This window comes from Roseateles sp. (assembly GCF_036404855.1).
Classification (GTDB): Bacteria; Pseudomonadota; Gammaproteobacteria; order Burkholderiales; family Burkholderiaceae_C; genus Pelomonas.
In genome coordinates this window covers 1-12631 of sequence record NZ_DASWYS010000322.1, presented here as the reverse complement: position 1 = coordinate 12631, position 12631 = coordinate 1, and the positions used below count along the sequence as shown (strand labels likewise).

11 protein-coding genes are annotated in these 12631 nt (G+C 68.8%); 8 read left to right on the top strand and 3 right to left on the bottom strand.

Annotated elements, in window-relative coordinates:
• The first annotated feature begins 145 nt into the window (after positions 1-145).
• The 7 genes from VGF12_RS21795 (at position 146) to VGF12_RS21765 (ending at position 7517) form a co-directional block, all read left to right on the top strand.
• Complete coding sequence (locus VGF12_RS21795) at positions 146-712, top strand: acyltransferase (RefSeq protein WP_331178151.1); 567 nt, start codon at positions 146-148, stop codon at positions 710-712.
• Positions 709-1830, top strand: coding sequence for a glycosyltransferase (locus VGF12_RS21790; protein ID WP_331178150.1), 1122 nt, complete (start codon positions 709-711; stop codon positions 1828-1830). The genes VGF12_RS21795 and VGF12_RS21790 overlap by 4 nt, the downstream gene beginning before the upstream one ends.
• A 73-nt stretch (positions 1831-1903) precedes the next feature.
• A complete protein-coding gene (locus VGF12_RS21785) occupies positions 1904-3142 on the top strand; it encodes a glycosyltransferase family 4 protein (RefSeq protein WP_331178149.1) in 1239 nt (412 codons plus the stop codon).
• Positions 3139-3834, top strand: a complete 696-nt coding sequence (locus VGF12_RS21780) for a class I SAM-dependent methyltransferase (RefSeq protein ID WP_331178148.1) — start codon at positions 3139-3141, stop codon at positions 3832-3834. The genes VGF12_RS21785 and VGF12_RS21780 overlap by 4 nt, the downstream gene beginning before the upstream one ends.
• 18 nt (positions 3835-3852) lie before the next feature.
• Positions 3853-5016: a DegT/DnrJ/EryC1/StrS family aminotransferase gene (locus VGF12_RS21775; protein WP_331178147.1), complete on the top strand. Its 1164-nt coding sequence runs from the start codon at positions 3853-3855 to the stop codon at positions 5014-5016.
• A gap of 6 nt (positions 5017-5022) precedes the next feature.
• Positions 5023-5610 (top strand): sugar transferase, encoded by a 588-nt coding sequence (locus VGF12_RS21770; RefSeq protein WP_331178146.1) that lies wholly within the window; start codon positions 5023-5025, stop codon positions 5608-5610.
• A gap of 20 nt (positions 5611-5630) precedes the next feature.
• The gene (locus VGF12_RS21765) at positions 5631-7517 is read left to right on the top strand and encodes a nucleoside-diphosphate sugar epimerase/dehydratase (RefSeq protein ID WP_331178145.1); all 1887 of its coding nucleotides are present in this window, start codon (positions 5631-5633) and stop codon (positions 7515-7517) included.
• 9 nt (positions 7518-7526) lie between these two features.
• Here VGF12_RS21765 and VGF12_RS21760 read toward each other — a convergent pair whose 3' ends face one another.
• Positions 7527-8294, bottom strand: a complete 768-nt coding sequence (locus VGF12_RS21760; RefSeq protein WP_331178144.1) for a hypothetical protein — start codon at positions 8292-8294, stop codon at positions 7527-7529.
• 45 nt (positions 8295-8339) lie between these two features.
• On the bottom strand, positions 8340-10031 hold the full coding sequence (locus VGF12_RS21755; RefSeq protein ID WP_331178143.1) for a GspE/PulE family protein: 1692 nt from the start codon (positions 10029-10031) through the stop codon (positions 8340-8342).
• A gap of 180 nt (positions 10032-10211) precedes the next feature.
• On the opposite strand from VGF12_RS21755, the gene VGF12_RS21750 reads away from it, so the two are divergent.
• Entirely contained in the window at positions 10212-11102 is an 891-nt protein-coding gene (locus VGF12_RS21750) for an FkbM family methyltransferase (protein WP_331178142.1), read from the top strand.
• 141 nt (positions 11103-11243) lie between these two features.
• Here VGF12_RS21750 and VGF12_RS21745 read toward each other — a convergent pair.
• On the bottom strand, positions 11244-12631 hold a 1388-nt coding region (locus VGF12_RS21745; protein ID WP_331178141.1), incomplete at its 5' end, for a hypothetical protein.

The following is a 12631-nucleotide window of genomic DNA, read 5'->3' as shown; positions in this document are numbered from 1 at the left end:
TGGCGCTGGTGGGGCAGGTGATGTTCATCGGCGGGCTGGCTGTTGGGCTGCAGCTGGGCGGCCTGGCCGGCGCCGGCTGGGGCGTGTCGGCGGCGATGCTGCTCTACTTCGGCTACTTCTTCTGGGCACTGTGGACCTGGGAATGATGCGTGTCTTCCTCAATCGCTGCCGCCGCCGCCTGATGCGGCTGCTGGGCTTTCGCATGCTGTTCGGCGAGGCAGGTGCGCCCCATTCGCGCATCGCGCCAAGTACCTGCATCGAGGGTGAGGCGCACCTGCAGCTCGCGGACCACGTCTTCATCGGCCAGTTCAATTTCATCGACGCCAGCGCCGGCCTCGTCATCGAGGAAGGCGTGCAGATCACCAACTTCTGTTCCATCGTGACCCACAGCACGCACGACGCGCTGCGCATCAACGGCCGGCGCTTCGCGACCCAGGGCGGAGAGCCTCCGGGCTATCTCAAGGCGCCGGTGCGCCTGGGCGCCTACAGCTTTGTCGGCCCGCACAGCCTCATCGAGCCCGGCAGTTCCTTGGGCAAGGGCGCCATCCTGTGCGCTTACTCGCAACTGCGCGGTGCGGCGCCGGACTTCGCCATCATGGCGGGCCAGCCCGCCCGCCAGGTGGGTGACACGCGCAGGCGCGACGCCGAGTTGCTGGGTCGCCACCCCGAGTTGCGCGAGGCCTACGCGGCCTGGGCCGGAGCGCCCCGGTGAGCGCCGCACCGCATGCGCCCAAAGGCCGGCCCGGCCTGGGCGGCGGACTCAAGCTGGTCCTCATCGGCGATGGCGAAAGCCCCCATCTGCTGAAGTGGGCCCGGGCGCTGGCGCCGCGCGTGCAGCTGCATGCCATCTCGTCGCGGGGCTTCCTGCCCGAGTTCCACCGCCTGCTGCCCGATGCCCAGCGCCTGGCGTTGAACACGGCGCCCGAGCATGGCGGCGGCAACGTCGCACTGGTCAAGCAACTGCCCAAGGTGGGCGCCTGGCTGGCCCAGACCGATGCTGACTGGCTGCACGCCCACTACCTCACGTCACATGGAACGCTGGCCTGGGCGGCCAAGCTGGGCTGGCGGTTGCGCGCGCAGATCGCCGGCTCGGCCTGGGGCAGCGACATCCTCGTCACGCCCAACCGCGGTGGCAGCTGGAAGTGGCTGACGAAGAAGGCACTGAAGAGCTGCGCCATCACGACGTCGGACTCCGTCCACATGGCCCAGCGCATGCGCGAGCTGGGCGCGGGCGAGGTCATGGTCTTCCCTTTCGGCCTGGAAGCCCTCCCCCGGCAGAACGCGAAGAAGCAGCCCTGGCTGTGCTTTGCCAACCGGGGCCTGGAGCCCATTTACCGACCGCAACTTGTCATCGAGGCCTTTGCGCGCATTGCCGCGGCCCAGCCGGAGGCCCGCCTGGTGGTCGCCAACGATGGGTCGCTGCGCACGGCGCTCGAGGCCGATGTCGCCGCGCGCGGCCTGGCCGGGCGGGTCAGCTTCGTCGGCCGTCTGGACGCGGCCACCCAGGCCAGCCATTACGCGCGCTCGACCTGGTTCCTCAGCCTGCCCGAGAGCGACTCGGTGTCGGTGTCGGTGCTGGAGGCCATGGCCCATGGTTGCGTGCCGCTGCTCTCCGAGCTGCCCGCCAACCGCGAGCTGATCGGTGATTCGGCGCGCGGCCTCATCGTGTCCGACGCGGTGGGGGCGCTGGACGACCTGCCCGCCCGCATGGCGGCACTGGACACGGCCCGGCTGGCCGCCGCCAACCGCGACTGGGTGGCTGCCCATGGGCTGTTCGAGCCCCATGTGCAGCGCTTCCTCACGCGGCTCAGGGAGCTTTCGGCGTCATGAGGTCCCCACGCCCGCTTTGCTCACGCCGCCCTGGCGGGGCGCCTCGATGCCTTCGGGCGCCCGGGAGGCGCCTATGAGGCTGCTGCTCGTCAATCACTACGCCGGCTCGCCCGCCCACGGCATGGAGTTCCGGCCCTACTACCTGGCCCGCGAATGGGTCCGGCAAGGGCACGAGGTCACCATCGTGGCGGCCAGCTATTCGCACGTGCGGGCCGTGCAGCCCGAGATGGCCGGGGTGCCGCGCGAGGAGATCATCGACGGCATCCGCTACCGCTGGCTGCCCACGCCGCATTACGCCGGCAACGGCGTGGGGCGGCTGCGCAACATCCTGTCGTTCCTGCGCCAGTTGCGCGCCGACGCCTGGCGGCTGACGCGCGAGCTGCGGCCCGACGCCGTCATCGCTTCCAGCACCTATCCGATGGACATCTGGGTCGCGAAGAAGCTGGCCCGGCTCGCGAAGGCAAAACTGGTCTACGAGGTGCATGACCTCTGGCCGCTGTCGCTGATCGAGCTGTCGGGCATGTCGCCGCGCCACCCGTTCGCGCTGCTGTGCGGCAAGGCCGAAGCCGATGCCTACCGCGACGCCGATGTCGTCGTCTCCATGCTGCCATGCGTGCACGAGCACATGGCTTCCCGGGGCCTTGACCTGCGGCGGCTGCGCATCGTGCCCAATGGCTTCGCACCCGAGGAGTGGCAGGGCCAGGCGTCGACAGCCCGCGCGCCGCTGGGCGCAACACTGGCGGCGCATCTGGACGCCGAACGGGCCGCAGGCCGTGTCGTCGTCGGCTATGCGGGCTCCATGGGTCTGCCCAATGCGCTGGACGTGCTGCTGGACGCCGCGGCCAGGCTGCGCGATCACCCCATCAGCTTCGTGCTGGTGGGCAGCGGCCACGAGGCGCTGCGTCTGGTGGAGCGTGCCCAGGCCGAAGGGCTGAGCAACGTCCGCTTCTTTGCTCCCATCCCCAAGGCCCAGATCCCGACGCTGCTGGCCGGCTTCGACATCGCCTACATCGGCTGGCAGCGCACGCCCATCTATCGTTTCGGCATCGCGCCCAACAAGCTCATCGACTACCTGATGGCCGGCCGCGCGGTGCTGCATTCGGTGGAGGCGGGCAACGATCCGGTGGCCGAGGCCGGTGCCGGCCTGACCGTGCCGCCCGAAGACGCCGAGGCGGTCGCCCAGGGGCTGCTGGAGCTCGCCGCGCTGCCGGCCGCCGAGCGCGAGGCGATGGGCCAGCGCGGCCGTGCCTTTGCGATGGCACACCACGCCTACCCGGTGCTGGCGGCCCGCTTCATCGAGGCGTTGCGGTGAGCGAGCTGGACCAGATCGCCCGGCGCTACGCCCGCCGCGCGGATCGTGTCGAGGGCGACCGCTACAGCCTGCTGCGCCCCGAGGTCTGGCAGATGTGGCAGGAGCGCCAACGTGCGCTGTTGCGGCAGCTCGCCCGGCGCCCCGGCCGCCCGGCCGACTGGCGCGCGACCGAGGTCGGCTGCGGTGCTGGCGGCAACCTGCTGGACCTGCTGCGCCTGGGCCTGGCGCCGGCCCATCTGACCGGCATCGAGCTGATCCCGGAGCGCCTGGCCGCCGCGCGCGCGGCGCTGCCCGAGGGGGTCCGCCTGCTGGCGGGTGACGCGTCCACCGCCGACGTCGCGCCGGCCAGCCAGGACCTGGTGCTGCAGTCCACCGTGTTCTCGTCCATCCTCGACGACGCCCTGCAGCAGCGCCTGGCCGAGGCCATGTGGCATTGGCTCAAGCCGGGCGGCGCCGTCGTCTGGTACGACTTCACCGTCGACAACCCGCGCAACGCCGATGTGCGCGGCGTGCCGCTGGCGCGAGTGCGCGAGCTGTTCCCCGGATGCCCGCCGGGCGGTTTCACGGCCCGCCGCGTCACGCTGGCGCCGCCGTTGGCCCGGGCGCTGCCCGCCGCCTATGCCGTCCTCAACCTCGTCCCCTGGCTGCGCACGCACCGCCTCGTGATGATCGAGAAACCCGCCCGCCCCTGATCCCCGAAAATCCCTGCGATGAGCGCCCAGCCCTTCCTCCCCTTTGCCCTGCCGGAACTCGGTGACGACGAGATCGCCGAGGTCGTCGACACGCTGAAATCCGGCTGGATCACGACCGGCCCCAAGGCCAAGCGCTTCGAGCAGGCGTTTGCCGAGTTCCTCGGCGACCCGCAGATCGAATGCATCGCTGTCAACTCGGCCACCGCCGGCCTGCACCTGGCGCTGGAAGCCATTGGCCTGGGCCCCGGCGACGAGGTCATCACGACCACCCACACCTTCACGGCCACGGCCGAGGTCGTGCGCTATCTCGGCGCCGACGTGAAGCTGGTGGACGTCGACCCTGCCACGCTGAACATCGACATCGCGGCCATCGAGGCCGCGATCACACCCCGGACCAAGGCCATCCTCCCCGTCCACTACGCCGGCCTGGCAGTGGACATGCTGGCGGTCCTCGACATCGCGCGCCGCCATGGCCTGCGCGTCGTGGAGGACGCGGCCCATGCGCTGCCGACGACGCTGGAAAAGGAGCTGATCGGCACGCTGGGCAGCGATGCCACGGTGTTCAGCTTCTACGCCAACAAGACCATGACGACCGGCGAGGGCGGCATGCTCGTCACGCGCAACCCCGACTTGGCCAAGCGCGCCCGCGTGATGCGACTGCATGGCATGAGCCGCGACGCCTTCGACCGCTTCACGGCCAAGGTGCCGAGCTGGTACTACGAGATCGTCGCGCCGGGCTTCAAGTACAACCTGACCGACATCGCCGCGGCGCTGGGCCTGCACCAGCTCAAGCGGCTGCCGGCCTTCCAGGCGCGTCGCGAACAGATCGCGATGCGCTATCACGAGGCCTTCGCCGACCTGCCCCTGATCCTGCCTCCTGACGCGCCCGAGGGCGACACGCATGCCTGGCACCTCTACGCGATCCGCCTCGCCGACGACGCCGGCATCACGCGTGACGCCTTCATCGAGGGCCTGTTCGCTGCGGGCATCGGCTGCAGCGTGCACTACGTGCCCCTGCACCTGCACCCCTACTGGCGTGACCGGTACGGCCTCACGCCCGAGCAGTTTCCGCAGTCACAGAAGGTCTTCGAGCGCACGCTCAGCCTGCCGCTCTACACGGCGATGAGCGATGCTGACGTGGAACGCGTCATCGACGCCGTGCGCGGGCTCCTGGGCGCCTGAGTGCACGTGGGCAAACGCCTGTTCGACATCGCGGCCTCGGCCCTGGGCCTGCTGCTGCTCGCGCCGCTGCTGCTGCTGGCGGCGCTTTGGATTCGGCTGGACTCGCCCGGCCCTGCGCTGTTCCGCCAGACCCGTGTCGGCCGCTTCGGCGTGCCGTTCACCATCCACAAGTTCCGCACCATGCGGGTCGAGCCCGGCGCGGCCATCACGGTGGGCGTCGACCCACGCATCACCCGCCCGGGCCATGTGCTGCGTCGGACCAAGCTCGACGAGCTGCCGCAGCTCTGGGACGTGCTGCGCGGCGCGATGAGCCTGGTCGGTCCACGGCCCGAGCTGCCCCGCTACGTCGCGCTCTACCCGGCCGAGATGCGCGAACGCGTGCTGGCTGTTCGACCCGGCATCACCGACCCGGCCTCGCTGGCCTTCAGCCATGAGGCCGAACTGCTCGCGGCCGCCCCCGACCCCGAGCGTGAGTACCGCGAGGTCATCCTGCCGGCCAAGCTCAAACTCTCCGCTGACTATGCGGCGAGTGCCAACCTGGCGGCCGATCTGCGCCTGATCTGGGTCACGTTGGGACGCGTGCTGCACGGCTGAGCCCCGACAATCACCGTTCTATGGATTGGCAACGTTTCGATGCGCTGCTCACCCGCGTGCGTCCGCACCGGGAGCGGCTGGGCCTGGTGCTGGACCTCGCCGTGGTGGCAGTGTCCTGGCAGTTCACCTATCTCTTCCGGCTCGGCTTCGAGCGCTGGTTCAGCGCGCGGCCGGGCTATGACGGCGCCGTCCTGGCGGGGGTCCTGGTCGTCTATGCCGCGGCCCTGCTGGCCTTGCGCGTGCCCAAGGGTATCTGGCGCTTCTCGGGGTTCGGCGAAGTCAAGCGGCTGGCGCTGGCCTGCCTGGGGGCAGGGCTCGTCTGCGCCACCGGCGTGCTGATGCTGCACCTGCATGGCGTGCCGCGCGCAGTGCTGGCACTGCACCCCCTGTTCACGCTGATGCTGCTGGCCATGATGCGGCTGAGCTACCGCATGACCTACGAGCACATGCGCGGGCGCATCAGCGGCAGTGCGCAGGAACAGCGCCGGGCGCTCATCATGGGTGCGGGTGATGCCGGCCGGCTGCTGGTGGCCGGCATCCAGCACAGCCAGGGCTGGGCCGTCGTCGGGTTCCTGGACGACGCTCCCGCCAAGCAGGGGGGGCGCGTTGCCGGCGTGCCGGTGCTGGGGCCCCTGACGCAGGCGCGGGAGCAGGCCCTGGTCCACGGCATCACGCACGTGATCGTGGCCATGCCCTCGGCATCGGCCGCCGCACGCCGCCGTGCGCTGGAGCTGGCCGGACAGGCCGGCCTGCCCGTGCTGACCGTGCCCAGCAGCGACGAACTGCTGTCGGGTCGTAGCGTGAACCAGGTGCGTGACATCGAGCCCGAGGACCTGCTGGGCCGTGAGCCGGTCGAACTCGACGAGGGCGGCATCCGCGAATGCCTGAACGGCAAGGTCGTGCTGATCACGGGTGCAGGCGGTTCCATCGGGTCGGAACTGTGCCGGCAGGTGGCGCGTTATGGGCCCTCAAAGATCGTGCTGTACGAGCTCAGTGAGCTGGCGCTCTACACCATCGAGCAGGAGCTCGGCGAGAAGTTCCCCCACCTGCCGCTGGTGCGGCTGATTGGTGACGTGAAGGACTTGCAGCAATTGCGCTTCGTCTTTCGCAAGTACCGGCCGCAGATCGTCTTTCACGCCGCGGCCTACAAGCATGTGCCGTTGATGGAGGAAGAGAACGCCTGGGCTGCGCTGCGCAACAACACGCTGGGGACCTATCACGCCTGCCTGGCAGCGGCGGAAAGCGGCGCAGAGCGCTTTGTGCTCATCAGCACCGACAAGGCGGTCAACCCCACCAACGTGATGGGCGCGACCAAGCGGGCCGCGGAACTGGTCGTGAGCCACATGGCCGGGCAGGGCGGTTCGACCAAGTTCATGGCCGTGCGCTTCGGCAACGTGCTGGGCAGCAGCGGGAGCGTGATCCCGAAGTTCAAGGAGCAGATCGCGCGCGGCGGGCCGGTCACCGTGACCCATCCCGACATCACGCGCTATTTCATGACCATTCCCGAGGCCGCGCGGCTGGTGGTGCAGGCCGCGGCCATCGGCGAAAGCGGGCAGGTGTTCGTGCTGGACATGGGCGAGCCGGTGAAGATCGTCGATCTGGCGCGGGACATGATCCGGCTCACCGGACATTCCCTGCATCAGATCCGCGTCGAGTTCACCGGCTTGCGGCCGGGCGAGAAGCTCTACGAGGAGTTGCTGGCCGATGGCGACCGGACACTGGCCACCCCCTTTGCCGCTCTGCGGCTGGCCCAGCTCGGAGCGGCGGGCGATGCGGCGACCGGTGCCGTCATCGTGCAGTGGTTGCCGGCGCAGGGCGCGACGGCCGAGCCCGCACTGGGGGATTCGGAATTGCGGGCGCTATTGAAGCAATGGCTCCCCGAATACGCCCCAGCGCAGCGGCGCTGAGCTGCCCGGTCAGCGCGCCACAGATGCAGGCGCGCTGGCGGCCGGGGCCGGGGCCGCCGCCGCTGGCGTCGCGTTCGGCTCGACCCGGTAGTAGGCGGTCACGCGCTGCTTGACCTTGTCCCAGACATCGTCCCACTCCGCGACGGGCAGGTCGCGCGGTTGGGGGCAGTTGGCGGCGATCTCAGGGGCACAGCGGCCCAGCGCGCGAACCCAGTGCGCTTCATAGGCCGGCCCGATGCGTTCGCCGTTGGCGAGCTTCAGCCCCTCCTGCACGAGCTCCGCGGCGCGTTCGGGGTGATCACGCAGGAAGGCGCGCGACTGCGCCGTCTGGGCGGGGCCGCCCCAGGTCAGGGGCAGGCGCAGGAAGCCCTCGATCTCCATCAGCTGTGCCTCGCCCAGCGTGCTGCCGAACCGCGAGACATCGTAGAGACCCAGCGCGGCCTGTGCTGCCACCAGCGGCAGCAGCTTCTCGACGCCGGCTTGCGGCACGAAGACTGCCCCGATGTAGTCCATGGCCTCCAGCGGGGTCAATGAGAAGGGACGCCGCTCGAACGCGCGCACCTGTCGCTCGAACTCGCGGCGGGCCAGTGCGTCGTTGTCCTGCAGTTGCTTGAGGGTTTGCTGGAAGTGCTGGCGCCGAAGTTGCCACTCCTGCTGCTCGACGGCAGCGGGTGCGGAGGCTGCTGTTGCGACAGCGGGGGCTTGGGCCAATGTGCTGGAGCTGCAGAGTGCGGTGGCCAGGCCGGCCAGCGCAAGGGGCAAGAGATGGCGATGCATGAGATAGCGGAATGGGCTGCGCGTGGCAGCGGAAAGAGGGCGTGGTCAGGCCGTTTCGTGAAGGTCGGCATGGCCGCTGGCCAGCGCCATCACCTCGGCGACGCTGGTCAGGCCGCGCCAGAATCGTAGCAGCGCGTCCTGAGACAGACTCCGGAAGCCCGGCTGTGCGTGCTGCCTGACCTCATGGTCAGAAATGCGCCCGCCCGACAGCGCGGCCCGCAGCGTCGGCGTCACGGCCAGCACTTCATGCACACCGGTCCGGCCGCGGTAGCCCGTGTCGTCGCACTCGGTGCAGCCGCGGGGGTCGCGGCCGGCGTAATCCGTCGCGGCAAGGCCCAGAGCCGCAGCCTGCTTGCGCACGCTCGCGGGCAGGGACTCCAGGGCCAGGGGCGCGGCGCAGTGCGGGCACAACCGGCGAATCAGCCGTTGTGCAATCACCGTGCGCACGCTGGCTGCCAGCAGAAACGGCTCCACGCCGATGTCGATCAGGCGCACGAAGGCCGACGGGGCATCGTTGGTGTGCAAGGTGGACAGCACCTTGTGTCCGGTCAGCGAGGCCTGGATGGCGATGCCGGCCGTCTCCGGGTCGCGGATCTCGCCGATCATCACCGTGTCGGGGTCGTGCCGCAGGATGGCCCGCAGCGCCGCCGGGAAGGTGAAACCGATGTCCGACTGGACCTGGAACTGCGTGATGCCCGGCAGCTGGTATTCCACCGGGTCCTCCACCGTCAGCACCCGCGTCGTGGCCGTGTCCGTCGCGGCGAGCGCCGCATACAGCGTCGTGCTCTTGCCGGAGCCGGTCGGACCGGTCACCAGGATGATGCCGTCCGGCTCGGCCAGCGAGGCCTGCAGGGCGGCGAGGTGATCGGGCTCGAAGCCCAGGGCATCCAGCCGGAAACGCCGGTGGGCCGTCTTGGGCAGCAGGCGCATGACCACCGATTCACCATGGACCGAAGGAATCACCGAGACGCGGACTTCGGTCTCGATGCCTGCGGCGCGCGTCGAGAAGCGCCCGTCCTGCGGCAGGCGCCGCTCGGCAATGTCCAGCCCGCTGACCAGCTTGATGCGGCTCACGACGGCATCGAAGCGTTCGCGAGCATGGGTCTCGGTGGCACGCAACTGACCATCTACGCGGTAGCGCACATGGAAGGTGCCTTCCGCCGGCTCGATGTGGATGTCCGAGGCATGCTGGTCCGTGCCGCGGGACAGCATGGTGGCGACGAACTCGACGATGGGGGCGTCCTGCGCGAGCTGGCGCAGGTCGTTCGACGCCGTGGCGGTGGCCGGCGCCGCGTCGTTGTGGATCTGGGCCAACGCGCGGGCCATGTCGGCGCTTTGCGCCAGGCAGGGGTGCAGGGCGCGCGAGCCTGCGAGGCTCTGGGCAAATTCCTGCAACTCGGGCAGCAGTGGGTCGCGAGCGACCAGGCGTAGTGCACCGTCTGCCGGCACCGTGAACGCGCTCCAGCGGCGTGCCAGGGCTGCCGGCAGTTGCGAGGCCGCAGCAGCAGGCAGCAAGGCCTGTTCCAGCCACTCTGGCTGCTCCTTGGCATCCCAGAGCGGCAACCCCAATTGATGCGACAGCGCGGCATACAGGCTGGGTTCCGAGACCAGGCCCAGCCGCACAAGGACGGCACCCAGCCGTTGACCGGCCGCGCTGGTGGTTTGCTGGCGCAGCGCCTGTTCAAGGCCTGCCGCATCAAGCAGGCCGCGTTCGATCAGCAGTTCACCAAGGCGCATGAATACGGGAGATGGAAGAAGTCGCGAGCCGGATCATAGGGGTGTGACGCGCCGCCTTCTGTCTCCGTCGGGGGCTTCCTAGAATCGCGCGTTGCTTCGTACTCCGGCTCTCCCCATCGCATGACCTCTGCCCCCAGTTCTTCGGCTCCCCCATCGACCGGCGCCGGGCCACGGCGCCTGATGCGCAAGACCTTGCGAGTGGCAGCGACAGGCTTGGCGCGTGCCTTGCATTGGGCCGGTCTGCAGCGCAGCGCGTCCTGGCGCATGGCCGTCTTCGACGCGGCACCCGCTGGCACCGTGCTGGTCAGCCATCGGGGGCAGGAGACGTACCTGGTGTCGTCGAATGATCGTGCCATTGCGCGCGAGCTGTACGTGAACGGGCAGTTCGACTTCGAGAAGCTGCAGAAAGTGATGCGTCTGCTGGGACCGTCGTTTCAGCCCCGGCTGTTGCTGGACATCGGCGCCAACATTGGCTGCATCTGCATCGCGGCAGTGAAGCGCGGCCTGTTCGAGCGGGCGCTGGCCTTTGAGCCCGAGCCTTTCAACTTCTCGCTGCTGGCTGCGAACATCCACCTGAACGGCTTGGCGTCGCGCATCACGGCGCGCAACCTGGCCTTGGGTGCGCGAGACGGCGAGCAGTTGGTCTTCGAGCTGTCCAAGGACAACTATGGCGATCACCGCATCAGCATGGGCGCGCAGGATGGCCAGTTCGACGAGGCCCGCCGGGAGCGCATCACAGTGCCCTGCGAGAGCCTGGACAGCCAGCTCGATGGGGATGGGACAGGTCGCCTGATCTGGATGGACACGCAGGGCTTCGAGGGCTATGTGCTGCAGGGCGCTGCCCACACCCTGAAGGGACGTCCGCCGCTGGTGATCGAGTTCTGGCCGTATGGCATGCAGCGCAGCGGCTCCTACGAGGCCCTGAAGCAGGCCGTGCTGCAGGCCGGCTATACGCACTTCCACGACCTTGAACTGGATGAGGGGCCGGTGCCGGTGTCGGCAATTGCCTTTGATGCGGTTTGGCAGCGCGTGGGTATCAGCGGGCGATTCACGGATCTGCTGATCCAGTAAGCGCCAGAGGTTTATTGGCAGACAGGCCCCTGGCCCGTAGAAGGGTGCAGGGGCCTGTCTGTTTAGGCCGGCAGCTCACAAAGCGCAGACGAAAAAAAACGGAGGGCCGAAGCCCTCCGTTCCGTATGCAATCCCGAGAGATTACTTGTTCACCGAATCACGCACGGCCAGTGCCGGGCCTTCGTCGCCTTGAGCCGACGAACCTTCGATGAAGTTGCCGTTGACCGGGTTGAACAGGTAGTTCTGCACGCGGATCGACGAGGTCGCTGCGGTCAGGCGCAGGCGGGCGTTGGAGCCGGTGTCGTCGGCGCCGAAGCTGGTGGCCGTTGCGGTGGCAGCGGCGTTCAGCTTGGCGTCGATGTCGGCGCTTTGCATGTAAACCACTTCACGCGGCTTCAGCGTGACCAGCAGGGCCGAGGCACCCAGGTCGCCATTGCGGTGCAGCACCGTGCCCAGCACGTCAGCCGACTGGCCTTCGTCCGTGTTGATGATGCGGACGATGCTCTTCCAGCCGCCCGACGGCACGGCAGCAGCGGCCGGCACGTAGTTGCGAACGTCAACTTGGACGCCATTGGCGACCAGGTTGTAGATGTTGCCAGGGCAAGCAACGTTCGGGGCTTCCTTCGAGGCAGCGTACTTGTTCAGCTGGCCGCTCGTGACCTTGAACTGAGCAACCGGAACCACAGCCGTACCCGTCACCGTGTAGACGATGTTCAGGCGACGTGCCGACGGCGTGGGGCCGTTGACGTCCTTCGTGAACAGGGCATCGGTCAGGTCGGCAGCGGCGACGGTCACCGTGGCTTCAGAACGATCGGCGTTGAACGTGACCGTCGACGGGACCAGAGCGCCAACCACCGTGTTGCCGCCAGCAGCGATCGAGTTGGAACGAACGGTCACCGTACCGCCGGTGGCGAACTTGCCGGCCACCTTGAAGGTGAGGCCGTTGGCTTCGACGATACCGACGTTGGTGTTGACCGTGGTGCCGAAGCCGGCCGTGTCCACGCTGTAGGGGTTCGCGCCGTTCAGGTCGAACAGGACAGCACGGTCACGCACGATGACTTGACCCAGGTTGATCGCCACGGTGCTATTCGTGACGTCGACCGGGGTGTTCGTGAAGTTCTTGCCCAGCGACGGGGTCAGCACGTCAACCTTCGATTGCTCGATGTCGGTGTCGGCGGCAGCAGCGGTCGTGCGCGGGAAAGCGGACGAGCTCAGAGCCAGCACTTCGATGGCACGACGCGATTGCACGATGGGGGTCGTGTTCAGCAGCGGAGCCAGATTGAAGTTGGAATCGAACTCGGTGCCAGCGGCGTTGGTCAGCTTGGCCGTCACGTTGACCGAAGCGACAGCGTCGCTGCAGCCGTCAGTCGACAGAGCGGGAGCGCCCAGGGTCGTGCCGACCTTGGTAACTGCCACGGGGCCGCCACCGCCCAGCACGATTTGCGAGCCGGTGGTGTAGTTGGAGTACACCGTCACGACGGCGGTCAGCGTGGTGCCGTCAGCGCTCAGCGTCGGCGTGGCGACCTGGT

What these genes read in the sequence shown, in the direction of transcription:
- VGF12_RS21795 (WP_331178151.1), top strand. Translation starts at nt 146, where the DNA reads ATGCGTGTCTTCCTCAATCGCTGCCGCCGCCGCCTGATGCGGCTGCTG.
- VGF12_RS21785 (WP_331178149.1), top strand. Translation starts at nt 1,904, where the DNA reads ATGAGGCTGCTGCTCGTCAATCACTACGCCGGCTCGCCCGCCCACGGC.
- VGF12_RS21775 (WP_331178147.1), top strand. Translation starts at nt 3,853, where the DNA reads ATGAGCGCCCAGCCCTTCCTCCCCTTTGCCCTGCCGGAACTCGGTGAC.
- VGF12_RS21765 (WP_331178145.1), top strand. Translation starts at nt 5,631, where the DNA reads ATGGATTGGCAACGTTTCGATGCGCTGCTCACCCGCGTGCGTCCGCAC.
- VGF12_RS21760 (WP_331178144.1), bottom strand. Translation starts at nt 8,294, where the DNA reads ATGCATCGCCATCTCTTGCCCCTTGCGCTGGCCGGCCTGGCCACCGCA.
- VGF12_RS21755 (WP_331178143.1), bottom strand. Translation starts at nt 10,031, where the DNA reads ATGCGCCTTGGTGAACTGCTGATCGAACGCGGCCTGCTTGATGCGGCA.
- VGF12_RS21750 (WP_331178142.1), top strand. Translation starts at nt 10,212, where the DNA reads ATGCGCAAGACCTTGCGAGTGGCAGCGACAGGCTTGGCGCGTGCCTTG.